The organism is Sphingomonas sp., assembly GCF_019746015.1.
Lineage (GTDB): Bacteria > Pseudomonadota > Alphaproteobacteria > Sphingomonadales > Sphingomonadaceae > Sphingomonas.
Genome location: NZ_JAIESM010000009.1, coordinates 69,412 through 92,204 on the forward strand (window position 1 = coordinate 69,412; position 22,793 = coordinate 92,204).

General features: G+C 67.5%; 22 protein-coding genes. 11 read left to right on the top strand and 11 right to left on the bottom strand.

Annotated features, from left to right (window positions below; genetic code table 11):
- The first annotated feature begins 104 nt into the window (after positions 1-104).
- Positions 105-1,178: a PA0069 family radical SAM protein gene (locus K2Y03_RS01935; protein WP_294087794.1), complete on the top strand. Its 1,074-nt coding sequence runs from the start codon at positions 105-107 to the stop codon at positions 1,176-1,178.
- 87 nt (positions 1,179-1,265) lie between these two features.
- Complete coding sequence (locus tag K2Y03_RS01940) at positions 1,266-2,606, top strand: alginate export family protein (RefSeq protein WP_294087795.1); 1,341 nt, start codon at positions 1,266-1,268, stop codon at positions 2,604-2,606.
- 207 nt (positions 2,607-2,813) lie between these two features.
- Here the strand turns inward: K2Y03_RS01940 and K2Y03_RS01945 are convergent, their stop codons facing one another.
- From K2Y03_RS01945 to K2Y03_RS01980, 8 genes are all read right to left on the bottom strand, one after another.
- On the bottom strand, positions 2,814-4,400 hold the full coding sequence (locus tag K2Y03_RS01945; protein WP_294087871.1) for a long-chain fatty acid--CoA ligase: 1,587 nt from the start codon (positions 4,398-4,400) through the stop codon (positions 2,814-2,816).
- A gap of 45 nt (positions 4,401-4,445) precedes the next feature.
- Complete coding sequence (dnaE, locus tag K2Y03_RS01950; protein ID WP_294087796.1) at positions 4,446-7,946, bottom strand: DNA polymerase III subunit alpha; 3,501 nt, start codon at positions 7,944-7,946, stop codon at positions 4,446-4,448.
- A gap of 18 nt (positions 7,947-7,964) precedes the next feature.
- Complete coding sequence (locus K2Y03_RS01955) at positions 7,965-8,615, bottom strand: TMEM175 family protein (RefSeq protein ID WP_294087797.1); 651 nt, start codon at positions 8,613-8,615, stop codon at positions 7,965-7,967.
- A gap of 2 nt (positions 8,616-8,617) precedes the next feature.
- Positions 8,618-9,097: a glutathione peroxidase gene (locus K2Y03_RS01960; RefSeq protein WP_294087798.1), complete on the bottom strand. Its 480-nt coding sequence runs from the start codon at positions 9,095-9,097 to the stop codon at positions 8,618-8,620.
- Between the two features lie 11 nt (positions 9,098-9,108).
- On the bottom strand, positions 9,109-9,708 hold the full coding sequence (locus K2Y03_RS01965) for a GNAT family protein (RefSeq protein WP_294087799.1): 600 nt from the start codon (positions 9,706-9,708) through the stop codon (positions 9,109-9,111).
- Positions 9,705-10,073, bottom strand: coding sequence for a hypothetical protein (locus K2Y03_RS01970; protein ID WP_294087800.1), 369 nt, complete (start codon positions 10,071-10,073; stop codon positions 9,705-9,707). Before K2Y03_RS01970 ends, K2Y03_RS01965 begins: the two co-directional genes overlap by 4 nt.
- Positions 10,074-10,149: 76 nt before the next feature.
- Positions 10,150-10,884 carry an ABC transporter ATP-binding protein gene (locus K2Y03_RS01975; RefSeq protein ID WP_294087801.1) on the bottom strand — a complete coding sequence of 245 codons (735 nt, stop codon included), beginning with the start codon at positions 10,882-10,884 and terminating at the stop codon, positions 10,150-10,152.
- Positions 10,877-12,127, bottom strand: coding sequence for a lipoprotein-releasing ABC transporter permease subunit (locus tag K2Y03_RS01980; RefSeq protein ID WP_294087802.1), 1,251 nt, complete (start codon positions 12,125-12,127; stop codon positions 10,877-10,879). The genes K2Y03_RS01975 and K2Y03_RS01980 overlap by 8 nt, the downstream gene beginning before the upstream one ends.
- A 448-nt stretch (positions 12,128-12,575) precedes the next feature.
- Here K2Y03_RS01980 and K2Y03_RS01985 point away from each other — a divergent pair, with 448 nt between their 5' ends.
- Positions 12,576-13,028, top strand: coding sequence for an Hsp20 family protein (locus tag K2Y03_RS01985; protein WP_294087803.1), 453 nt, complete (start codon positions 12,576-12,578; stop codon positions 13,026-13,028).
- Positions 13,029-13,105: 77 nt separating this feature from the next.
- Here the strand turns inward: K2Y03_RS01985 and K2Y03_RS01990 are convergent, their stop codons facing one another.
- From K2Y03_RS01990 to K2Y03_RS02000, 3 genes are all read right to left on the bottom strand, one after another.
- The gene (locus K2Y03_RS01990; RefSeq protein WP_294087804.1) at positions 13,106-14,740 is read right to left on the bottom strand and encodes a CTP synthase; all 1,635 of its coding nucleotides are present in this window, start codon (positions 14,738-14,740) and stop codon (positions 13,106-13,108) included.
- Positions 14,741-14,829: 89 nt separating this feature from the next.
- On the bottom strand, positions 14,830-15,264 hold the full coding sequence (secG, locus tag K2Y03_RS01995; protein WP_294087805.1) for a preprotein translocase subunit SecG: 435 nt from the start codon (positions 15,262-15,264) through the stop codon (positions 14,830-14,832).
- A 77-nt stretch (positions 15,265-15,341) separates the two neighbouring features.
- Positions 15,342-15,470 (bottom strand): hypothetical protein, encoded by a 129-nt coding sequence (locus K2Y03_RS02000; RefSeq protein WP_294087806.1) that lies wholly within the window; start codon positions 15,468-15,470, stop codon positions 15,342-15,344.
- Here K2Y03_RS02000 and K2Y03_RS02005 point away from each other — a divergent pair.
- From K2Y03_RS02005 to eda, 8 genes are all read left to right on the top strand, one after another.
- Entirely contained in the window at positions 15,463-15,855 is a 393-nt protein-coding gene (locus tag K2Y03_RS02005; protein ID WP_367114747.1) for a MarR family transcriptional regulator, read from the top strand. The genes K2Y03_RS02000 and K2Y03_RS02005 overlap by 8 nt on opposite strands.
- 127 nt (positions 15,856-15,982) lie before the next feature.
- A complete protein-coding gene (locus tag K2Y03_RS02010; protein WP_294087807.1) occupies positions 15,983-16,174 on the top strand; it encodes a hypothetical protein in 192 nt (63 codons plus the stop codon).
- A complete protein-coding gene (argC, locus tag K2Y03_RS02015; RefSeq protein ID WP_294087808.1) occupies positions 16,171-17,094 on the top strand; it encodes an N-acetyl-gamma-glutamyl-phosphate reductase in 924 nt (307 codons plus the stop codon). The genes K2Y03_RS02010 and argC overlap by 4 nt, the downstream gene beginning before the upstream one ends.
- Positions 17,091-18,548, top strand: coding sequence for a glucose-6-phosphate dehydrogenase (gene zwf / locus K2Y03_RS02020; RefSeq protein ID WP_294087809.1), 1,458 nt, complete (start codon positions 17,091-17,093; stop codon positions 18,546-18,548). Before argC ends, zwf begins: the two co-directional genes overlap by 4 nt.
- 72 nt (positions 18,549-18,620) lie before the next feature.
- Positions 18,621-19,325 carry a 6-phosphogluconolactonase gene (gene pgl, locus K2Y03_RS02025; RefSeq protein ID WP_294087810.1) on the top strand — a complete coding sequence of 235 codons (705 nt, stop codon included), beginning with the start codon at positions 18,621-18,623 and terminating at the stop codon, positions 19,323-19,325.
- A complete protein-coding gene (edd, locus tag K2Y03_RS02030) occupies positions 19,325-21,145 on the top strand; it encodes a phosphogluconate dehydratase (protein ID WP_294087811.1) in 1,821 nt (606 codons plus the stop codon). Before pgl ends, edd begins: the two co-directional genes overlap by 1 nt.
- Before the next feature lie 4 nt (positions 21,146-21,149).
- Positions 21,150-22,112: a glucokinase gene (gene glk / locus K2Y03_RS02035; RefSeq protein WP_294087812.1), complete on the top strand. Its 963-nt coding sequence runs from the start codon at positions 21,150-21,152 to the stop codon at positions 22,110-22,112.
- Entirely contained in the window at positions 22,112-22,714 is a 603-nt protein-coding gene (gene eda, locus K2Y03_RS02040) for a bifunctional 4-hydroxy-2-oxoglutarate aldolase/2-dehydro-3-deoxy-phosphogluconate aldolase (protein WP_294087813.1), read from the top strand. Before glk ends, eda begins: the two co-directional genes overlap by 1 nt.
- The last annotated feature ends 79 nt before the right edge of the window (positions 22,715-22,793 follow it).

Genomic DNA, 22,793 nt, shown 5'->3' on the forward strand with positions numbered 1-22,793 from the left:
GACAATTGGTTCCTAAAAACGATAGCCTGTTAACCAGCACAGATTGATTCGCCCAGCCCCGTATTGCTGTTTTTTGTTGTCCAAAGCCTGCTATGCTGTCCGGCATGGCACAACGCCCCCGGCCCGTGCGCGGCGCGACCGAGAACCCGCTCAGCAGCCGCTTCAACCTGCCCGCACGCGCGGCCGATGGCGACTGGCTCGACGCGCGCGAGGCGGTGGACGGCGCCCCGCCCCGCCTGCGCACCAGCGTGACGGTGGAGCATCCGCGCACCATCATCACCCGCAACCAGTCGCCGGACATTCCGTTCGACCGCTCGATCAATCCCTATCGCGGCTGCGAACATGGCTGCATCTATTGTTTCGCGCGGCCCAGCCATGCGTTCCACGACCTGTCGCCGGGGCTGGATTTTGAATCGAAGCTGTTCGCGAAGCCCGATGCCGCCACGCTGCTGCGCGCTGAGCTTGGCAAGCGCGGCTATGCCTGCGCCCCGATTGCGCTGGGCACCAATACCGACCCCTATCAGCCGATCGAGCGCGACTGGCGGATTACGCGCGCGGTGCTGGAGGTGCTGGCCGCCTGCCGCCACCCCTTCACCATCACCACCAAATCCGACCGGGTGCTGCGTGATCTGGACCTGATCGCACCGATGGCGGCGGACGGCCTGGCGGCGGTTGCGCTGTCCATCACCACGCTCGACGCGAAAACTGCGATGACGCTGGAGCCGCGCGCGCCGACGCCGCAGCGTCGGTTGGCGGCGGTGCGCGCGCTTGCCGAGGCGGGCGTGCCAACCTATGTCTCCATCGCGCCCGTCATCCCGGCGATCACCGACCATGAGCTGGAGGCGATCCTGTCGGCGGCGGCCGGGGCGGGAGCGCGCGGCGCCTTCTACCTGCCGGTGCGGCTGCCTTGGGAGGTGGCGCCGCTGTTCAAGGCGTGGCTGGCCGAGCATTTTCCTGATCGCGCGGGCAAGGTGATGGCGATCATCCAGTCGCTGCGCGACGGGCGGGACAATGACCCCGACTTCTTCAGCCGGATGCGCGGTAGCGGCGCCTGGGCCGGGCTGCTGCGCACGCGCTTTGGCATTGCCTGCCGCAAGCTGGGGCTGGGCAATGCGCGGATTACGCTTCGAACCGATCTGTTCCGCCCGCCCGCCGGGCCGCAGGGCGAGCTGTTCTGAACAGCTGCAACAAAAAAGTCACAAATTACGGCCACATGGCGCTCGTAGGCAGCGGCACCATGCGGCGCGCCAGCGGGGGCCGGGATCATGCGGGCGCTGATCATCATTGCCGCCCTGGCCTGGTCCGCGCCGGCACTGGGCCAGATGGCCCCGGCGCCACCCGAAAAATTCGATCTGTCGCTCGCCATCCGCCTGCGCCACGAATCGATCACCGGCCAGACGCGCGCCAACCTCCCGGCGAGCGAGGAATCGACGCAGACGCGCGCGCTGCTGCTCGCCACCTATCGCACCCGGCATTTCACCATCGGCGCCGAGCTGATCGACAGCCGCGCCTTTGCCGTGCCCACGCCCACCGCGATCAGCACCAACGAAGTCAATGCGCTGGAGCCGCTGCAGGCCTGGGTCGCCTATGATTTTGGCGCGAAGGGCAAATGGCACGGCCGGGTCAGCCTGGGCCGGATGACGCTCGACTTCGCCTCGCGCCGGCTGCTGGCGCGTGACGATTATCGCAACACGCTCACCAGCCATACCGGCATCAAGCTCGACCTGATCGCCCCGTTCGATCTGGAAGGCACCTTTTTCTACGTGCTGCCCAACCACCGCCTGCCGGAGGACCCGGCCGGCATCCGCGCCAACCGCATCGTGTTCGACGAACAGGGGTTCGAAACGCGGATGTGGGGCGGGCGGCTGTTCCGCCACCGCCTGCTGGGGCGCACCGGCGCGGAAGCGACATTCCTGCGCTTTGAAGAGCGCGACAGCCCCATCCAGATCACCCGCGACCGGCATCTGTCGAACATCGAGTTGCGGCTGGTCGCGCCGCCCGCCGCCGGCATGGTCGATTTCGAAACCGAGGTCATCCGCCAGACCGGCAGCATTGCCCCCAGCTTCGCGCCGACGCCCGCGCGGCTGCCGGTGGAATCGTGGTTCGTCCATGGCCGGGTGGGTTACAGCTTCGCGGGCCGCTGGCACGGCCGCGTGTCGGTGGAGGCGGATTATGCCAGCGGCAACCGTGCCGGCAGCGCAAGCTATGGCCGCTTCGATTCGCTGTTCGGCCAGCGGCGCGGCGACTTCGCGCCGGCAGGGTTGATGAGTGCGATACTCCGCTCCAACCTGATCGACATCGGCCCCCGCATCGAGCTGCAGCCGGCCAAGTGGCTGGACGGCTTTGTCGAGATCAAGAAGATGTGGCTCGCCTCCGCGACGGACGGTTTTGCCTCAAGCGGCGTGGTCGATGCGACCGGCGCCTCGGGCCGCGATGCGGGTTGGATGGTGGATGGCCGGGTGCGGCTGTGGCTGGTGCCCAAGAACCTGCGGCTCGACGTTGAAGGCACGTGGATCGCCAAGGGGCGGTTCCTGCGCACCGCCCCCAACCGCACGAGCGACGCCGATACCGGCTTCCTCTCGCTCAACCTCAACCTGTTTCTGTAGCCGGACGGCTCTTTGCCCCCGTTCGTCCTGAGCGCAGTCGTGGGATTCGGAATTGAACGGGCTAGGTTCTATCGTGGTTCGGGATCAAACCGATCCGTCGCCCCGGCCTTGAGCCGGGGCCAGGCTGCCTTGCGACAACCAAGGAAGAAGCCAAGCCCCGGCTCGGGGGCCGGGGCGACGGAAATCCTATTCCGGCCGCAACCAGCCCTAAGCCGCTGTCGCCAGGCGATAATCCCGATATTGCTCGCGCAGTTCGGTCTTCAATATCTTGCCCGTCGCGGTGTGGGGCAGCGCATCGACGAACAGGATTTCGTCGGGCAGCCACCATTTGGCGACATGCTGGGCGAGATGCGCGGTGATCTCGGCCGGGGTCGGCTCGGCGCCCGGCTTCTTCACCACCAGCAGCAGCGGCCGCTCATCCCATTTGGGGTGATAGACGCCGATTGCCGCCGCCTCGGCAACGCCCGCGCAGCCGACGGCGGCATTTTCCAGCTCGACCGAGGAAATCCACTCGCCGCCCGATTTGATCACATCCTTGGCGCGGTCGGTGATCTGCATCGTGCCATCGGGGTGGATGACGGCGACGTCGCCGGTATCGAACCAGCCATCGGCGTCGATCCCATCCGCCGCCGCCTTGAAATAGCGCTTCACCACCCACGGCCCGCGAATCTGCAGCCGGCCGGACGAGGTGCCGTCGCGCGGCTGCTCGGCGCCGTCATCGGTGACCACGCGCAGCTCGACGCCGAACGGGATCTGCCCCTGCTTGGTCACCCGGTCGAGCTTTTGTTCCAGCGACATCTCGTCCCAGTCCGGCGGCGGCGAGCCGGCGGTGCCGATGGGCGAGGTTTCGGTCATCCCCCACAGATGCTTCACCTCCACGCCCATGCCCATGATCCGCTCGATCATCGCGCGCGGTGCCGCCGAGCCGCCGATGGTGACCAGCTTCAGGTGGCGCGGCGGCTCCCCGCCGGCATCCATATATTGGAACATGCCGAGCCACACCGTCGGCACACCGGCTGAATGGGTGACGCGTTCCTGGTTCATCAGCCGGCACAGCACGGCCGGATCGTTGACCTGGGCATAGACCATTTTCGAACCCGCCATCGGCGCCGCGAACGGCAGGCCCCAGGCCGCGGCATGGAACATCGGCACGATCGGCAGGCAGCTGGCCCGGCTCGACAGTTCGAACACCATGGGCGAGACTTCGCACATCGCGTGGATCACCGTGGAGCGATGCTCGTACAGCACGCCCTTCGGGTTGCCGGTGGTGCCGCTGGTATAGCACAGCATGCACGGCGCCCGCTCCGGCCCTTCGGCCCAGCGATAATTGCCGTCCTGCGCCGCGATCAGCGCGTCGAAGCTGCCATCGTCGAAGCAGACATAATGCTCGATCGTCGTCCATTGCGACTTGAGCCGGTCGATGATCGGCTGGAACAGCTTGTCATAGAACAGCACCCGGTCCTCGGCGTGATTGGCGATATAGACCAGCTGCTCGTCGAACAGGCGCGGGTTGATGGTGTGGATCACCCCGCCCATGCCGATGGCGCCATACCAGGCGATCAGGTGGTGGCCATGGTTCATGGCGAGCGTGGCGATGCGGTCGCCGGGCTTCATCCCCAGTTTTTCCAGCGCCTGGGCCAGCCGGCGGGCGTCGCGGGCAATGCCGGCCCAGTTGGTGCGCGTTTCGCGGCCATCGGCCCAGTGCGTCACCACCTCGCGCGCGGCATGTTCACGCTCGGCATGGTCGAGCAGCCTTGGCACCCGAAGTTCGAAATCCTGCATCCCGCCCAGCATCGTCATCCTCTCCAATAAATGGCGCCGGGCGTTCTGCCCTGGCGATTATTGCGCGAGTGCCAGGCGGCCCGCCGGGGCGGGCGCCAGCACCACATCGCGCACAGCTTGCAATTTCTCAATGCGCCCCGCAAGCTCTGCGTCGAGCAGGAAATCGCGGCCCAGCACCAGCGTCGCCGTGCCGCCGGGAATGGCGGCGGCCAGCCGCACCTCGCCCCGCCCGCCGCGCGCCTGCGCCAGCAGCGATGCCGCCGCCGCCACGCCCTCTGCCGCGTCGATGGTGATGTCGAGCAGCATGCGCGTCTCGCTTGCCATCCCGTCGAACGGCTGCAGCCGCTTCACCGTCACCCGGGGCGCCTCGTCATCATTGCGCCGGTCTAGTTCCACCGTCGCCAGGCCGCAGCCACCGGTGCGCGCGGCCTCCTCCAGCGTGGCGGCGGTGCCATCGTCGAAGCAGGTGGCGGCGAACTGCCCGCTCGGGTCCGACAGCGTCGCCATCAGATAGCGCCGCCCCTTGGCCGAGGTGCGCCAGCGCGCTTCGCCCACCAGCACCGCCATCGTCGTGGTCGCCCGCCCCTCGGGCGGAATGTGGATTTCGCCCAGCCGCGCAAACAGCGTGGCGCCGCCGGTGAACATCTTGAACCGGTCCACCGGGTGCGCGGAAAAATAGAAGCCGAACGCTTCCTTTTCCTGCTCCATCCGGTCGGCCATGGTCCAGCGCGCCGACAGCGGCAGCTTGATCGTCTCGCCCGCCACTTCGGCGCTGCCGAACAGCCCCCCCTGCCCGCTCTGGCGCTGGTCCTGCACGCGGCCTGCCACCGCCAGCAGCGTTTCCGCCACCGCGAACACGCCTGCCCGGTTGGGCTCGATGGCGTCAAACGCGCCGGCGGCGGCCAGCGTTTCCAGCTGCCGCTTGTTGAGCAGGCGCGGATCGACCCGGGTCGCCAGCGCGTCGAGCGAGGCAAAGGCGCCGCCGCTCTCCCGCTCGGCGACCAGCCGCTCCATTGCCCCCTCGCCCACCGATTTGAGCGCGGCGAGCGCATAGCGCACCGCCAGCCCGTCATCGGTCACCTCGACCGTGAATTCGGCCGCAGAGCGGTTGATGTCCGGCGGCAGGATGGCCACGCCCAGCCGGCGCATGTCATCGACGAACACGGCGAGCTTGTCGGTCAGCGCCATGTCGAAACACATTGAAGCGGCAAAGAATTCATGCGGGTAATGCGCCTTCAGCCACGCCGTCTGATAGGCGAGCAGGGCATAGGCGGCGGCGTGCGACTTGTTGAAGCCATAGCCGGCGAACTTGTCGATCAAGTCGAACAGCTCGTTGGCCTTGGGCGCCGGAATGCCGTTCACGTCGGCACAGCCCTTCACGAAAATCGCGCGCTGGGCGTCCATCTCCGCCTTGATCTTCTTGCCCATCGCGCGTCGCAGCATGTCGGCGCCGCCCAGGCTGTAGCCAGCGAGCACCTGCGCGGCCTGCATCACCTGTTCCTGATAGACGAAAATGCCATAGGTTTCGGCGAGGATGGGTTCCAGCAGCGGGTGCGGATAGTCGATCGGCTCGGTGCCGTTCTTGCGGCGGCCAAAGCTCGGGATATTGTCCATCGGCCCCGGGCGGTAGAGCGAGACGAGCGCGATGATGTCGCCGAAGTTCGACGGCCGCACGGCAGAGAGCGTGCGCCGCATCCCTTCGGATTCGAGCTGGAACACCCCCACCGTGTCCCCACGCTGGAGCAGGCGGTAAACCTCCTCGTCATCCCAGCCGAGCGCATCGAGATCGACCGCAATGCCGCGCGCGGCGAGCATGTCGACCGCCTTTTTAAGCACCGACAGCGTCTTCAGCCCCAGAAAGTCGAACTTAACCAGCCCCGCCCCTTCGACATATTTCATGTCGAACTGGGTGACCGGCATGTCCGACCGCGGATCGCGGTAGAGCGGAATGAGCTGGGCGAGCGGCCGGTCGCCGATCACCACGCCGGCGGCATGGGTGGAGCTGTGGCGCGGCAACCCTTCCAGCTGGCGGGCGAGATCGAGCAGGTGGCGCACGCCGGGATCGGCGCGATATTCGGCCGCCAGCTCGCTCACCCCGTTCAGCGCGCGTTCCAGCGTCCACGGGTCGGTCGGGTGGTTGGGCACCAGCTTGGCCAGCCGGTCGACCTGGCCATAGCTCATCTGCAGCACGCGGCCGGTATCCTTCAGCACCGCGCGCGCCTTCAGCCGGCCGAAGGTGATGATCTGGGCAACATGGTCGGCGCCATATTTGCCCTGCACATAGCGGATCACTTCCTCGCGCCGGGTTTCGCAGAAGTCGATGTCGAAGTCGGGCATCGACACGCGCTCGGGGTTCAAAAACCGCTCGAACAGCAGCCCCAGCTTCATCGGGTCGAGATCGGTGATGGTCAGCGCCCAGGCAACGACCGATCCCGCCCCGGAACCGCGCCCCGGCCCCACCGGAATATCCTGTTCCTTTGCCCATTGGATGAAATCGGCAACGATCAGGAAATAGCCGGGAAAGCCCATCGAGATGATGACGTCCAGCTCATAGTCCAGCCGGGTGCGATAGGGCGCGCTCCAGTCCTCCTCACCGGCCGCCACGGGCCAGTCGCGCCCTTCGAGCACGGCGATGCGGGCCAGGCGCTTTTCCAGCCCGTCGCGCGCGCGGTCACGCAGCAGGGCGGCCTCCCCCTCCCGGTCGCCGGCAAGGCTGGGCAGAATGGGCTTGCGCGCCGGCGCTGCCACCGCACAGCGCTGCGCGATGACCAGGCTGTTGTCGATCGCCTCGGGCAGATCGGCGAACAGCGCGCGCATCGTCTCGGCGGGCTTGATCCACGCATCGGGCGAAGTGCGCGGCCGCTCGTCGCTTTCGATATAGGTCGCGTGCGCGATGCACAGCATGGCGTCATGCGCAGCACTGAAATCCTGCTCGGCAAAGCAGCTCGGGTTGGTGGCGACCAGCGGCAGGCCGCGATCATAGGCAAGATCGATGAGCGCGGCTTCGGCGCGGGTCTCGACCGGATCGTTCCGCCGCGCGAGTTCGACATAGAGCCGGTCGGGGAACAGGCGCTCCAGCGCCTCGACATAACGCAGCGCCCGCTCCGGCTGATCCTCCGCCAGCAGCCGGGCGATGCCGCCCTCGCCCCCGGCGGTGAGCGCAATCAGGCCGTCGCAGCGGCCGGCAAGCGCCGACAGCGGCACATGCGGCGCCTGCTCCGCCGGGCGATCAAGATGCGCGGCGGAGACCAGATGGCACAGGTTCAGATAGCCGCGCTCATCCTGGGCATAGAGCGCCAGCCAGTCGATGACCGCCGCCCCCTCCGGTTGATCGGGCCGCGCGACCGCCAGCATCGTGCCGATGATCGGCTGCACCCCGGCCCCGCGCGCCGCATCCGAATAGGCCATCGCGCCATAAAGCCCGTTGCGATCGGTGATTGCGGCCGCCGGAAAGCCCAGCGCCTGCGCCTGCTTGGCAATCGCCTTGGGCTCGATTGCTCCGTCGAGCATCGTGAACGACGAAAAGATGCGAAGGGGCACGAAACCGGAATGGGGCATGGCGCCACTATGGGCACCTCAACCGATTCGGGAAAGCCAGCGGGGCAGCACGACCCGCGCAAAAACCACGAAGGGCAAGGCGACCGCCAGAATGAACGGCCCCACATTTTCGATGGGAATGACGGTCGCCGGCGCGAGGATAAGCGGCATGGAGGCGGCGGCCACCACGCGACGGATGCGAAACCGCCGATCGACATCGTCGCGCATGATCCCCGGCCGGAACGCGGCATAGCTCCACATCGCCCAGTTCAGCAGTCCGACGCCGCACATCAGCAGCACATAGGCCTGAAACGGCGCACGCGTGCCGCCCGGTGCATAGAAGATGTGCACCACCGCCGGTATGAGCGCGATCAGGCAGAGCAGCGCCAGCGTAAACATCGTCAGCACCTGATCGACCCGACGCACGCGGGCGAACAGATCGCGGTGCTGCAGCCAGAACGCCGCCGACAATGCGAAGCTGATGACATAAGCAATGATCTGACGGCCACCATCAGCCAGCAATGCGCCCAGCGACGCAGCACCGAAGGGGAGCTTCACCTCGATCGCCGCCAGCGTCGTGGCAATGGCGAACACCCCGTCGGATAGCATCAGCAGCCGGTCATAGGCATGGCGCTCAAGATGCGCCTGAAGGGGTTCCGCGCTGCTCAGCGATTCAGGCTCGCCGGCCATCGTCAGAGCAGCGCCTCTATGTCCGCCTCAATCGTGGCGGGCGTCGTCTGCGGGCCATAGCGGCGGATCGTCTTGCCGTCGCGCCCGACCAGGAATTTGGTGAAGTTCCACTTGATGCCGCGCGTTCCCATCAGCCCGGGCGCGTCGTTCTTCAGCCGCTCGAACAGCGGGTCGGCACCGGCGCCGTTGACGTCGATCTTCGCAAACAGCGGGAAGGTCACGTCGTAAGTGACTGTGCAGAAATTGGCGATTTCCGCCGCATCCCCCGGCTCCTGCGCGCCGAACTGGTTGCAGGGGAAGGCCAGCACCGCAAAGCCGCGATCCTTGAACTTGCGGTACAGCGCCTCAAGCCCTTCATATTGCGGGGTGAAGCCGCATTTGGAGGCGGTGTTGACGATCAGCAGCACCTGACCCGCATAGGCGGACAGATCAACGGGCTGGCCGCCGCTGCCCTTGACCGTGAAATCGGTGATCGCCGCCATCCTTGTCCCCCTCAATCATATCGCGCGAGCAGGTGGCGCAGATTCTGCTGCACTCCCGGCCATTCGCTGGCGATGATCGAATAAACCACCATGTCGCGCACCCGTCCATCGGGCATGATCTGGTGGCTGCGCAGCACCCCGTCGCGCTTGGCGCCCAGCCGCTCGATCGCGGCCTGGCTGCGGCGGTTGAACCAGTCGGTGCGCAGCTGCACGACGTTGCAGCCCATCACCTCGAACGCATGCGCCAGCAGCAGCAGCTTGGCCTCGGTGTTGATGCCGCTGCGCTGGACCGAGCGGGCATAGAAAGTGCCGCCGATCTCCAGCCGCTTGTGCGGCGCGCTCATCCGCATCAGCCGGGTGCAGCCGACAATCTCGCCCGCCGGGGTTTCGACCGTAAACGGCATGGCGCGGCCATAATCACGCTCCTTCAGCATCGCCGCAACCGCCGCCGGCGGATCGGCAAAGGTGGCGACATTGGCAAAGAACAGCGCGGTCAGCCCACCATCGGCGGCCGCGCGCCCCAGCGCCGGCGCATCCTCCACCCGCAGCGGGCGCAGCGTGACATGACGCCCGGTAAGCGTCGGCGTTTCGGTCCAGCAATCCTTAATCATAATGGTACCGATCCGATAAACTGCGCCAGCCGCTGGGCTTCCCTTGCGGTGAGGTCGGTTGGCAAGGCAATTTCGACAGCAAAGTCGGGCCGCAGGAAAAAGCGATGCTTAGTAACTGTCTGACTATCTTCCACAACCATCTCGCTCGGCTGTTCCCAAACCGTTCCGATTTGTGCAGGCCCATCGCTTGCGCGCCCGCCGGCCCGGCGCTCATCCTCAATCAGCACGTTGCGGACGTGCTGGTAACGTCGCTCTAAAAACCTGGCGATTTCTGCCCGGCTGGCACCAGCCTGATGCAGGGCTCTGATCTTGTCTGAAATGGTGAGCTTGCCACTGACGATCTGCTCCATTTTCTCGCGTTCCATGTTGAGTCTCCTTGTCGCGACGCGAATCATTTCCCGCCGCCAGCAACGATATGCAACATGACTGACTAACTGTCAACTAGGTTGTTTCTAGCCTCCCGTCGTGCAGCCGCACCACCCGGTCCATCCGGGCGGCCAGCCGCTCGTTATGCGTCGCGATCAGCGCGGCGCTGCCCTGTTCACGCACCAGCCGGAGCAGCTCGGCCAGCACGATGTCCGCCGTGCCCTCGTCCAGATTGCCGGTCGGCTCGTCGGCCAGCACCAGCGCCGGCCGGTTGGCGAGCGCGCGGGCCACGGCCACGCGCTGCTGCTCGCCGCCGGAAAGCTGGCTGGGCCGGTGGGTCAGCCGGTGCCCCAGCCCCAGCGAGCCGAGCAGGCTGCGCGCCCGCTCGCGCGCGGCGCCCTCGTCGCTGCCATGGATCAGCTGCGGCAGGATGACATTTTCCTCCGCGCTGAAATCGGGGAGCAGATGGTGGAACTGATAGACAAAGCCCAGCCGGTCGCGGCGCATCATCGTGCGGCCATGGCTGTCGAGCTGTGCCGCCTCCACCCCGGCAATGCGGATGGACCCGCCAAAGCCGCCCTCCAGCAGCCCGACTGCCTGCAGCAGCGTCGACTTGCCCGAGCCTGACGGTCCGAGCAGCCCGACAATCTCGCCTGGCGCAATGGCCAGGTCGACCCCGCGCAGCACCTCGATCGTCACGTCGCCCTGGGTGAAGCTGCGCGTCAGCCCCGTCGTCCCCAGCACCGGCGCCACGCCGTCGGACCCGGCAGCGGCGGGGCGGCCGTGCACCGCTTCGTTTGCCTCACTCATAGCGCAGCACCTGCACCGGATCGGTATTGGCCGCCTTGAACGCGGGGTAGAGCGTGGCGAGGAAGCTGAACAGCAGCGCCATCACCGCAATCGCCACCACTTCCACCGGATTGGGCTTGGACGGCAGCTCGGTCAGGAAGCGGATCTGCGGGTCCCACAGATTCTGGCCGGTCACCAGCTGGATGAAGTTCACCACATCCTGCCGGAAGAACAGGAACACGAAGCCCAGCGCCAGCCCCGCCACCATGCCCAGCGCGCCGATGGTGGTGCCCACCGTCATGAACACGCGCATCAGGCCGCCACGCGTGGCGCCCATCGTGCGCAGGATGGCGATGTCGCGCGTCTTTGCCCGCACCAGCATGATCAGCGAGGACAGGATGTTGAACACCGCCACGATGATGATGATCGACAGCACGGTGAACATCGCCACCCGCTCCACCTCCAGCGCCTGGAACAGCTGGGCGTTGAGCTGGCGCCAGTCACGCAGCACCGCGCGGCTGCCCAGCTTGCCGGCGAGCGGCGCCAGGATCGAGTCGACCCGGTCGGGATTGGTCGTCTCCAGCTCGATCACGCCCACCGTGTCGCCCATCATCAGCAGCGTCTGCGCATCTTCCAGCGGCATCAGCACGAAGGCCTTGTCATAATCATAGACCCCCACCTCGAACACCGCGCCCACTGTGTAGGAAACGATGCGCGGCACCGTACCGAAGGGGGTCACCTGGCCCTGCGGGCTGATCAGCGCGATGCTGGTGCCCACCTGCGCGCCCAGCGCCTCCGCCAGGCGCGAGCCGATGGCGATGCGGTTGCTGCCCGGCGTGATGCTTTCGAGCGAGCCGGACAGCACCCCCTGGCGGATGGTGGGGTTGCCGCGCAGATCGGCCTGGCGCAGCCCGCGCACCAGCACTGCCTCCACCCGGCCGCTGGCGCTGGACATCAGCGGTTGCTCGATCAGCGGCGTGGCGGAGGTTACGCCCGGCGTGCGCTGCGCCTCGGCCATCAGCGCGCGCCAGTCGGGCAGCTGGCCATTATAGCCCTGGATCAGCGCATGGCCGTTGACGCCCACGATCTTGTCGAACAATTCGGCGCGAAAGCCGTTCATCACGCTCATCACGATGACCAGCGCCGCCACCCCCAGCATCACCGCGGCCAGGCTGATGCCGGCGACCAGGAAGATGAACGCCTCGCCCTTGCCGGGAAGCAGATAGCGGCGCGCGATCATCCGCTCATAGCGCGACAGGAACATGGCGGACTCCGCGAACAGGGCAACCGGGTGGGGCTTGCCCCGCGTCCTAAGGCGCCCCGGCGCGACTGGCAACCAAGGGTGATTGTTGCCGGTGTGCAACATGGCTGCAGCAATCGTCGGCACAAGCGCGCTTAGGCGATGACAAAGCGCCGCGCCCGACCTAGCGTCCACTTCACTGAACAAAGGCAATTGGCCTGGTTCGGGGAGGTTGGCTCTGGCGAGAGGGACTAGCCGGGCCGATCGAAATGGGGGCTGACGAGCGTTCGTCACGCAGGCACCCGGGCTGGAAACGGTCCGGGCGTTTGCCGTTTTCCGCGCCCCTACCCCGGTCTTGAACTTTCATCGGCCGAACCCAGATTCCACCCCGTCACGGCGCCAATCGGGCCGCGACGCCGGGCCGCGCATCATGGCGGGCCCTGCAGAACCATTGCTCTTTTGGAGGATGAAAATGCGTGGAGTTGACCTGACCCCCTATCGCCGTTCGGCGATCGGCTTCGACCGGCTGTTCGACATGCTGGAAGCCAGCGCCCGCCAGGCGCAGACCGAGAATTACCCGCCCTTCAACCTCGAACGGCTGAGCGAGAATCACTACCGCATCACCATTGCGGTGGCCGGTTTCTCGAGCGCCGAGATCGAGATTACCGCGCAGCAGAACCTGCTCCTGGTGAAGGGCAAGAAGGAAGATGCCGCCCCCACCGGTGCCTTCCTGCACCTGGGCATTGCCGCGCGCAGCTTCGAGCGGCGCTTCGAGCTGGCCGATTTCGTCCGCGTCGAGGAGGCCCGGCTGGCCGACGGCCTGCTGACCATCGACCTGATCCGCGAAGTGCCCGAGGCGATGAAGCCCAAGACGGTGGAGATCAAGACCGGCGCACCGGCGGTGGTGGAAACCCAGCCGGCGTAAACATCACCCGCCAGAAACGCGAAGCGCCCGGGTTTGTCGCCCGGGCGCTTATCGCTCGTCGGGGCGTTCGGTGCCCCCTAAACCAACCGGCTCTGCCGCACCGCCGCTTCGATGAAGCTCTTGAACAAGGGATGCGGGTCGAACGGCTTCGACTTCAGCTCGGGGTGATATTGGACGCCCACGAACCAGGGATGGTCCGGCCGCTCGACGATTTCGGGCAGCATCCCGTCGGGCGACATGCCGGCGAAGACCAGCCCGCCCTGCTCCAGCCGGTCACGATAGCCGGTGTTCACTTCCCAGCGGTGGCGGTGGCGTTCGCTGATCTCGGTCGCGCCATAGATTGACGAGACGACGCTGTTGCCATCGAGCCGGGCCGGATAGGCGCCCAGCCGCATCGTGCCGCCCAGATCGCCGCCCGCCTCGCGCTTTTCCACGCCTTCGGGCGTCATCCATTCGGTGATGATGCCCACCACCGGCTCCTCGGTCGGGCCGAATTCGGTGGAGGAGGCCTGGGCGATGCCGCTCAGGTTGCGTGCTCCTTCGATGCACGCCATCTGCATGCCGAAGCAGATGCCGAAAAAGGGCACGCGCCGTTCGCGGGCGAAGCGGATGCTGGCGATCTTGCCTTCCGCGCCGCGCTCACCGAACGCGCCGGGCACCAGAATGGCGTGCATCGGCTCCAGCTTTGCCGCGATGTCGCTGTGCGGCCCCTCGAACAGTTCGGCGTCGATCCACTGAATGTCCACCTTCACCCGGTTGGCGATGCCGCCATGAACCAGTGCCTCGTTCAGCGACTTATAGGCGTCGGGCAGGCCCACATATTTGCCGACCACGCCGATGGTGACGGTGCCTTCGGGATTTTCCAGCCGCTCGACGATATCGCGCCAGCGCGACAGGTCCGGCTCTTCGCGCGCATCCAGCCCGAAGGCGTTGAGCACGGCATGGTCCAGCCCCTCGGCATGATATTGCAGCGGCACCGCATAGATGGAGGGCGCATCGAGCGCGGGAATCACCGCATCCTTGGGCACGTTGCAAAACTGGGCGATCTTGGCGCGCTCACCCTCGGGCAGCGGGCGTTCGGCGCGGCACACGAGCACATCGGGCTGCACGCCGAGCGAGGCCAGCTCGCGCACGCTGTGCTGCGTCGGCTTGGTCTTCAGCTCGCCGGCGGCGGCGATGAACGGCACCAGCGTGACATGGATGCTGATCGAGCCGCCACGCCCCAGATCGTTGCGCAGCTGGCGGATCGCCTCGATGAAAGGCAGCGATTCGATGTCGCCCACCGTGCCGCCGATTTCGCACAGCACGAAATCCAGATCGTCGGTATCGGCGCGCGCGAACGCCTTGATCGCGTCGGTCACGTGCGGGATGACCTGCACGGTCGCGCCCAGATAATCGCCGCGCCGTTCCCGCTCGATGATCGTCTTGTAGATGCGGCCCGAGGTCACATTGTCCGACTGGCGGCTGGCAACCCCGGTGAAGCGTTCATAATGGCCAAGATCGAGGTCGGTCTCGGCGCCGTCGTCGGTCACATAGACTTCGCCATGCTGATAGGGCGACATCGTGCCGGGATCGACGTTCAGATAGGGGTCGAACTTGCGGATGCGCACGCGATAGCCGCGCGCCTGCAGCAATGCCGCCAGGCTTGCCGCCATAAGACCCTTGCCGAGCGAGGAAACCACGCCGCCGGTGATGAAGATGAACCGCGCCATGGGAGAAAACGCCTAGCGGTGAACGCGGCGCCGGGGCAAGCGCCCGACTCAACCGCGCCCTGGAAAAATTTTCGGGCTGAGGAAGGGCGTCAGCGCTCGAGCGGGACCGAGCCATTGGCCGGCGGCGGCGGTGCCTTGGCGGCCGCCGCGCCATTGGCGGCCTCGGCAGCCAGCTGCGCGGCCGATTTCTGCGTGCCGAAATTGGCCGCCGGTGCGCCACCCAGCGCGCCCGCGCCACCGCGCGGCGCGGCGGGCGCGCTGCGCTGGGCCGCGGTCGGCACCTGCACCCGCGAGGCGTTGCGCGTCGCCGCCAGCACCGCCAGCAGGATCGACAGGCCGATGAACAGCACCGCCAGGATCGACGTCGTGCGGGTGAGGAAGTCGGCCGCGCCGCGTGCAGACATCAGCCCCGTCGGGCTGCCGCCCATGCCCAGGCCGCCCCCTTCGGACCGCTGCATCAGGATCACCCCGACCATAGCCGCGGCGACCAGCGCCTGAACAACGAGCAAAAACGTAAAGATCATGCAGCCTGACTTCAGATTGGAGGAGCCACCTTGGCGGCGGCGTGTGGAGGCGCACATAGGCGAGCCGCCCGCGCTGATCAACCGGCCGCTTCATCCGGCCGAATAGGATCGGAAGCGAAATAATTTTCGGCAGCCATGCAACCTTTGCCGCGCGCCCGCGTTTGGCCGATGGTTGTGTCAGTAAAAAGATTGGTCGCGATGAACATCGTCCAGGTACCTTTCCGCCCCGATTGGCAACCGCTTGGCGGCGCGTTGCTCAACTGGAAAACCTCGCTGATCGACTATGTGCGATCGGGCGAGCCGGACCTTACCAACCGGCAGATGGCGCTGCTGATGATCGTCTATCTGGAACCGGGGCCGCACACGGTGCGCGGCCTGGCCAAGGCGCTCAACGTTTCCAAGCCGGTGATCACACGCGCCTTGAACAGGCTTGCCGGCCTCGGCTATCTGCGTCGTCAACTTGACGAACGCGACCGCCGCAACATCCATGTTGTGCGGACCGCCGAAGGGGCAGCTTTTCTTGAAGATTTCGGGCAATTCATCGGCGACTCCTACGCCGGCACACCAGCATCCAAACGGACCGGCGCGTAGCTTTTTCCTGACCGGTCCGTCGCGGCCGCTTGACCCGAAAACCAACGCGGTACGCCGCGATCTGGCCGATGTCCGCCTCGCCGAATACGTATTCGCCCCGCATTATGCCGCACCGCTGCCTATGGTGGTGGCACGGGCCACGCCGCTGAAGGCAGGGCCGGCGGACAATGCGGAGATCGTGGCCATGCTGGCGCCCGGCGACATCATCGAAGTGCTGGACCTGGCGCACGGCCAGGCCTGGGGCAAGGCGCCGGGCCACGGCCTTGCCGGCTATGCCGCGCGCGCAGACCTTGAACCGGTCGTGCCGGAACGGCCGTGATCCACCTGTTCATCGACGGTGCCGCCGGCACTACCGGCCTTGAGATTCGCGAACGCCTCGCCGGCCGCGCCGACATTGCCCAGATCATGCTCGACGATGCCGAACGGCGCGATCCCGCCCGGCGCGCAGCCGCACTGAACGATGCCGACATCGCCATTCTGTGCCTGCCCGACGATGCCGCGCGCGAGGCGGTGGCGATGGTCGCCGGCGGCACCACGCGCATCATCGACGCCTCCACCGCCCACCGCGTCGCCCCGGGCTGGGCGTATGGCATGGCCGAGCTCGATCCCGGCCAGACGGCAGCAATCGCGGCGGCGCGCCATGTCAGCAACCCGGGCTGCTATCCGACCGGCTTTCTGGCGCTGGTACGCCCGCTGGTGGTGGCCGGGCTGGTGCCGGCCGACTGGCCGCTCAGCGTCAACGCCGTCTCGGGCTATTCGGGCGGCGGCAAGGCAATGATCGCCGATTTCGAAAGCGGCACCGAGGCCACCGCGCTGCGCGGCTATGCCACCAGCCTGGCGCACAAGCATGTGCCCGAGATGCAGCACCATGGCGGCCTCGCCCATCCGCCAATCTTCGCGCCGGCGGTTGCGCGCACCTATCGCGGCATGGTCGTCGAAGTGCCGCTGCCGCTCCACGCCCTGCCCGGCCGGCCGGCGCTGAGCGCGATCCGGGATGCGCTGGCGAACGCCTATCGCGACAGCCGCCTGATCACCGTCGCGCCGGAGGAGGATCTGATCCGGATCGAGGAAAATGCCGGCACCGACCGGCTGACGCTGCGCGTGTGCGGCAATGCGACAGCGGGTCAGGCGCGGCTGATCGCCACGCTCGACAATCTGGGCAAGGGGGCAGCGGGCGCGGCGGTGCAGAACCTCAACATCATGGCCGGGCTCGATCCGGTGGCGGGCCTCAGGCTTTGAGCGCGGCCGCCAAGCTGCTGCTGTTCGGCGCCACCGGCGATCTGGCGCAGCGCATGCTGCTGCCGTCGCTTTACGGCCTGCACGCCGACGGCCTGTTGCCGCCGACGCTGGCCATCACCGGCACCGCGCGATCCGAGCATGACGATGCCAGCTATCGCAGCTTTGCCGGCGACGCGCTGAGCACCTTCCTGACCGATGATCGCCGGAGTGACGGGCAGATCGCCCGCTTTCTCGACCGGCTCGCCTACCAGCCGCTCGACGCGAGCCGGCCCGACGGGTTCGGCCCGCTGGCGCAGAAAGTGGGCGGTTGCGAAGAGGGGCTTGCCATCTTCCTGTCGACCGCGCCGTCGCTGTTCCGGCCGACCATCCAGGGGCTAAGCGCGGCGGGGCTTGCCTGTGCCGATGTACGCATCGGGCTGGAAAAGCCGCTGGGCACCGACCTTGCCAGCAGCCGCGAGATCAACGACGCTGTGGCGGAGGTTTTCCCCGAGGAGCGCACCTTCCGCATCGACCATTATCTGGGCAAGGAAACGGTGCAGAACATCCTCGCGCTGCGCTTCGGCAATGCGCTGTTCGAGCCGGTGTGGAGCGCGCGCGGGATCGACCATGTCCAGATCACCGTCGCCGAGACCGTGGGGCTGGAAGGGCGCGCGGGCTATTATGACGGCTCGGGCGCGTTGCGTGACATGGTGCAGAACCACATGCTCCAGCTGCTCGCGCTGATCGCGATGGAGCCCCCTGCCCGCTTTGACGGCACCGCCATCCGCGATGAAAAGGTGAAGGTGCTGCGCTCGCTGCGCCCGATGTCGATTGCCGAGGTGCCGCATCTGACCGTGACCGGCCAATATGGCGCGGGCGCCGTGAACGGCGCGATCGTGAAGGGCTATGCCGAGGAACTGGGCGCGGCCTCTGCCACCGAAACCTTCGTCGCCATCAAGGCGCATGTCGACAATTGGCGCTGGCAGGGCGTGCCCTTCTACCTGCGCACCGGCAAGCGGCTGCCCCAGCGGCATTCCGAAATCGTCATCCAGTTCAAGCCGGTGCCGCATTCGATCTTTGCGGCGCGCGGCGGCCGGCTGGAGCCGAACCGGCTGGTCATCCGGCTTCAGCCGCAGGAGCATGTCCGCCTGCTGGTGATGGCCAAGGAGCCGGGGCTGGACCGCGAGGGCGTGCGCCTGCGCGAAGTGCCGCTCGACCTGTCGCTCGACACCGAATTTGCCGGCACCCGTCGGCGCATTGCCTATGAACGGCTGCTGCTCGACCTGATCGAGGGCGACCCGACGCTGTTCGTCCGCCGCGACGAGGTGGAGGCGCAGTGGCAGTGGATCGACGCGATCCGCGCCGGCTGGGCCGCGAACGGCATGGCGCCGCGCCCCTATGCGGCGGGCAGCTGGGGGCCGTCGGCCGCGATTGCGCTCACCGAGCGCGACGGGGTTACGTGGCGCGACGAATAGCCATTGGCCGCTGACCAAGGCATGAAGGCAGCGCCGGATCGGCACGGACAAAAAAGGAAAGCGGGTGCGCAGATGACCGAGATCGAATGGTGGGATTACGACACCCGGGACGAAATGGCCAAAGCGGTGGCGGGCGATGCCGCCTTCATCATCGAATCGGCAATCGACGCGCGCGGTGCCGCCGTCATCGCGCTGCCCGGCGGCAAAACGCCGCTGCCCATCTATGACAAGCTGGCCCAGGCCAAGCTCGACTGGAAGCGGGTGACCATCCTGCCCACCGACGACCGGCTGGTGCCGATGGGCGATGCGCTGTCCAACGTCACCACCATTGCCAAGACCTTCATGGCCAAGGGGGCGCGCGTGCTGCCCATCACCAGCGAAGCCGCCACCGATTATAAGGCTGCCGGCCGCGCTGCCGATGCCCGGCTGCAGGATGTGCACTGGCCGCTCGACCTGTGCGTTCTGGGCGTGGGCGAGGATGGCCATACCGCCTCCATTTTCCCCGGCCCCGATTATGACGAGGCCGTGGCCGGCCCGCGCCAGCGCCGCGCGGTGGGCGTGATGCCCGAGCCGCTGCCGCCCGAAGCACCGGTGGCGCGCGTTACGCTCACGGCCCACGCCATTGGCGCCAGCCGCGCGCTGATGCTGGCGGTGACCGGCGACGCCAAGCGCGCGGTGATCGAGGCGGCTATCAAGCAAGGTCCCGCCAGCCCCTATCCCATCGGGCGGGTGCTCGCCGATGTCGAGCTGCCCGTCGACATCCACTGGAGTGCCTGATGCGTCTTGACGCCACCATTGCCGCCGTCACCGACCGGGTGATCGAACGATCGCGCCCCACCCGCCAGGCCTATCTGGCGCTGATCGAGCGTGAACGCGACCAGGGCATCGGCCGCCCCCGGCTGGGCTGTGCCAATCTCGCCCATGGCTATGCCGGCACCGAGGAAGACCGCGACACGATGCGCGCGGGCGGCGCGATGAACATCGGCATCGTGACCGCCTATAACGACATGCTGTCGGCGCACGCGCCCTATTACCGATACCCCGAACAGCTGAAGGTCTTCGCGCGCGAGGCCGGCGCCACCGCGCAGGTGGCGGGCGGCGTGCCGGCGATGTGCGACGGCGTGACCCAGGGCTTTGCCGGCATGGAACTGTCGCTGTTCAGCCGCGACACCATCGCGCTGTCCACTGCCGTCGCGCTTAGCCACGCCATGTTCGAAGGGGCGGTGCTGCTGGGCATTTGCGACAAGATCGTGCCGGGCATGCTGATGGGCGCGCTGCGCTTTGGCCATCTGCCGACCATCCTGATCCCCGGCGGGCCCATGCCCTCCGGCCTGCCCAACCGCGAAAAGGCCAAGGTGCGCGAGGCCTTTGCCGAGGGGCGCGCGAGCAAGGACGAGCTGCTCGACGCCGAAATCGCGGCCTATCATTCCAAGGGCACCTGCACCTTTTACGGCACCGCCAACAGCAACCAGATGATGATGGAGTTCATGGGGCTCCATGTGCCCGGCGCCGCGTTCGTCAATCCCGGCACCAAGCTGCGGCAGGAATTGACGCGCGCGGCGATCCACCGGGTGGCGCAGATCGGCTGGGCGGGGCAGGATTATCGCCCGCTGGGGCGCTGCGTGGACGAAAAAGCCATCGTCAACGCTGCGATCGGCCTGCTCGCCACCGGCGGCTCGACCAACCATCTCATCCATCTGCCGGCGATTGCGATGGCGGCCGGCATCCGCATCGACTGGGACGATTTCGACCGGCTGTCGCGCGCGGTGCCGCTGCTGGCGCGGGTCTATCCCAATGGCGCGGCGGACGTGAACCAGTTCGAAGCGGCAGGCGGCCTGGGCTTCGTGATCCGCGAGCTGCTGGGCGCGGGGCTGCTCCACCGCGACCTGCTGACCGTAAGCGGCGACGATCTGTCCGCCTATGCGCAGAAACCCGTGCTGGCCGACGACCGGCTGGCCTGGGCAGACCCCGGCGCCAGCGGCGACGAGACGATCGTGCGCCCGGCCGGCAACCCCTTCTCGCCCGAGGGAGGCTTCCGCATCCTGACCGGCAATCTGGGCCGCGCCTGCATCAAGGTCTCCGCCGTCGAGCGCGACCGCTGGGTGATCGAGGCGCCGGCGCGCGTGTTCGAAGATCAGGCGCAGGTGCAGGCCGCGTTCAAGGCCGGCGAGCTGGACCGTGACGTGGTCGTCGTCGTCCGCTTTCAGGGGCCGCGCGCCAACGGCATGCCCGAACTGCACAAGCTCACCCCGCCGCTTGGCGTGCTGCAGAACCGGGGGCACCGGGTGGCACTGGTGACGGACGGGCGCATGTCCGGCGCGTCGGGCAAGGTACCGTGCGCAATCCATGCCAGCCCGGAGGCACTGGGCGGCGGGCCGCTCGCGCGGCTGCGCGATGGCGATGTGGTGCGCGTCGATGCGGAGAGCGGCGTGCTCGAAGCGCTGGTCGATTCCGCCGACTGGGCCGCGCGCACGCCCGTAGAGGCGCCCGCCTCCCCCGATGGCTGCGGGCGCGAGCTGTTCGCGCTGTTCCGCCAACATGCGAACGAGGCGGAGCTGGGCGGATCGCCGCTGCTCGCCACGATGCCGGGGCTCTGAGCCGGTGCGGCTGGTCGCGGTTGATATCGGCGGCACCCATGCCCGCTTTGCGCTCGCCGAAGTGGCAGACGGGCGGGTCGCGTCGCTGGGCGACCCGCTGACGCTGAAGACCGCCGATTTCGCCAGCCTGCAGACCGCGTGGGAAGCCTTTGCCGCCAGCGCCGGCCCGCTGCCCCGCGCCGCCGCGATCGCCATTGCCTCCCCCGTGGGTGGCGAGCTGATCAAGCTCACCAACAATCCCTGGATCATCCGCCCCGCGCTGATCGGCGAGCGTCTGCATGTCGACCGGCACGTGCTGATCAACGATTTCGGCGCGGTCGCCCATGCCGCCGCGCAGCTCGACGCGGGTGATTTCATCCATCTGGCCGGCCCCGATGCGCCGCTGCCGGCGCGCGGCAGCATCACCGTGTGCGGCCCCGGTACCGGGCTTGGCGTCGCGCAGATCCTGCGCACCGGCCATGGCTATCACGTGATCGAGACCGAGGGCGGCCATGTCGACTTCGCCCCGCTCGACACGGTGGAGGATGCGCTGCTCAAGCGGCTGCGCACCGCCTATACCCGTGTCTCGGCCGAGCGCATCTGCTCCGGCCCCGGCATCATCGCCATCTATGAAAGCCTGGCCGCGATCGAGGGGCGCGCGGTGCCAAGGCTGGACGACAAGGCGATCTGGGCAATGGCGCTGGAGGGGAGCGACAGCCTGGCGCTCGCCGCGCTCGACCGCTTCTGCCTCAGCCTCGGCGCGGTGGCGGGCGATCTGGCGCTGGCGCAGGGGGCCAAGGGCGTGGTGGTCGCCGGCGGGCTGGGCCTGCGCCTGAAGGACCATCTGACACGGTCGGGCTTTGCCGAGCGGTTTGCCGCCAAGGGGCGCTTCCGCGCGCTGATGGAGGCGATACCGGTCAAGCTCATCACTCACCCGCAGCCCGGCCTGTTCGGCGCCGCGGCCGCCTTTGCCCAGGAGCATGGCTGATGTCGATCGAGGCGATCATGCGCGCCGCCCCCGTCATTCCCGTGCTGGTGATCGAGGATGCCGGCGCCGCCGGCCCGCTCGCCCGGGTGCTGGTCGACGCGGGGCTGACCGTGCTCGAAGTCACGCTGCGCACGCCCGCCGCGCTCGACGCGATTGCCGAGATGAAGCGCGTGCCCGGCGCGATTGTCGGCGCGGGCACGGTGGTGAACCATGACCAGTTCGACGCGGCAATGGCAGCCGGCGCCGAGTTCATCGTCTCCCCCGGGCTGACCGAACGGCTGGCAGAGCCGATCATCGCCAGCGGCGTGCCCTTTCTGCCCGGCGTCGCCACGGCGGGAGACATTATGCGCGGGCTCGACCTTGGCCTGACCCATTTCAAATTCTTCCCCGCCGAAGCCACCGGCGGGCTGAAGTCGCTGAAGGCGCTCGCCGCCCCCTTCTTCCAGGCCAAGTTTTGTCCGACCGGCGGCATCACCGCCGCCACCGCGCCGGAGTGGCTGGCGTTCGATCCCGTGCTCTGCGTGGGCGGCAGCTGGATGACCGCCGGCTCCACCGACGAGGTGCGCGACAAGGCCCGGGCAGCGGCAGCCTTCGCGCGATAGGGCTGCGCCCCTCCTCCTCCCCTTCAGGGGAGGAGGTCGGGAGGTGGGGCCTCGATGCAAGGCTCTGCGTCGTTGGAGA

Excerpts from the sequence above, each read along its gene's own strand:
- K2Y03_RS01935 (WP_294087794.1), top strand. The coding sequence starts at position 105 with ATGGCACAACGCCCCCGGCCCGTGCGCGGCGCGACCGAGAACCCGCTC.
- K2Y03_RS01940 (WP_294087795.1), top strand. The coding sequence starts at position 1,266 with ATGCGGGCGCTGATCATCATTGCCGCCCTGGCCTGGTCCGCGCCGGCA.
- K2Y03_RS01945 (WP_294087871.1), bottom strand. The coding sequence starts at position 4,400 with ATGCTGGGCGGGATGCAGGATTTCGAACTTCGGGTGCCAAGGCTGCTC.
- dnaE (WP_294087796.1), bottom strand. The coding sequence starts at position 7,946 with ATGCCCCATTCCGGTTTCGTGCCCCTTCGCATCTTTTCGTCGTTCACG.
- K2Y03_RS01955 (WP_294087797.1), bottom strand. The coding sequence starts at position 8,615 with ATGGCCGGCGAGCCTGAATCGCTGAGCAGCGCGGAACCCCTTCAGGCG.
- K2Y03_RS01960 (WP_294087798.1), bottom strand. The coding sequence starts at position 9,097 with ATGGCGGCGATCACCGATTTCACGGTCAAGGGCAGCGGCGGCCAGCCC.
- K2Y03_RS01965 (WP_294087799.1), bottom strand. The coding sequence starts at position 9,708 with ATGATTAAGGATTGCTGGACCGAAACGCCGACGCTTACCGGGCGTCAT.
- K2Y03_RS01970 (WP_294087800.1), bottom strand. The coding sequence starts at position 10,073 with ATGGAACGCGAGAAAATGGAGCAGATCGTCAGTGGCAAGCTCACCATT.
- K2Y03_RS01975 (WP_294087801.1), bottom strand. The coding sequence starts at position 10,884 with ATGAGTGAGGCAAACGAAGCGGTGCACGGCCGCCCCGCCGCTGCCGGG.
- K2Y03_RS01980 (WP_294087802.1), bottom strand. The coding sequence starts at position 12,127 with ATGTTCCTGTCGCGCTATGAGCGGATGATCGCGCGCCGCTATCTGCTT.
- K2Y03_RS01985 (WP_294087803.1), top strand. The coding sequence starts at position 12,576 with ATGCGTGGAGTTGACCTGACCCCCTATCGCCGTTCGGCGATCGGCTTC.
- K2Y03_RS01990 (WP_294087804.1), bottom strand. The coding sequence starts at position 14,740 with ATGGCGCGGTTCATCTTCATCACCGGCGGCGTGGTTTCCTCGCTCGGC.
- secG (WP_294087805.1), bottom strand. The coding sequence starts at position 15,264 with ATGATCTTTACGTTTTTGCTCGTTGTTCAGGCGCTGGTCGCCGCGGCT.
- K2Y03_RS02005 (WP_367114747.1), top strand. The coding sequence starts at position 15,463 with ATGAACATCGTCCAGGTACCTTTCCGCCCCGATTGGCAACCGCTTGGC.
- K2Y03_RS02000 (WP_294087806.1), bottom strand. The coding sequence starts at position 15,470 with ATGTTCATCGCGACCAATCTTTTTACTGACACAACCATCGGCCAAACG.
- pgl (WP_294087810.1), top strand. The coding sequence starts at position 18,621 with ATGACCGAGATCGAATGGTGGGATTACGACACCCGGGACGAAATGGCC.
- edd (WP_294087811.1), top strand. The coding sequence starts at position 19,325 with ATGCGTCTTGACGCCACCATTGCCGCCGTCACCGACCGGGTGATCGAA.
- eda (WP_294087813.1), top strand. The coding sequence starts at position 22,112 with ATGTCGATCGAGGCGATCATGCGCGCCGCCCCCGTCATTCCCGTGCTG.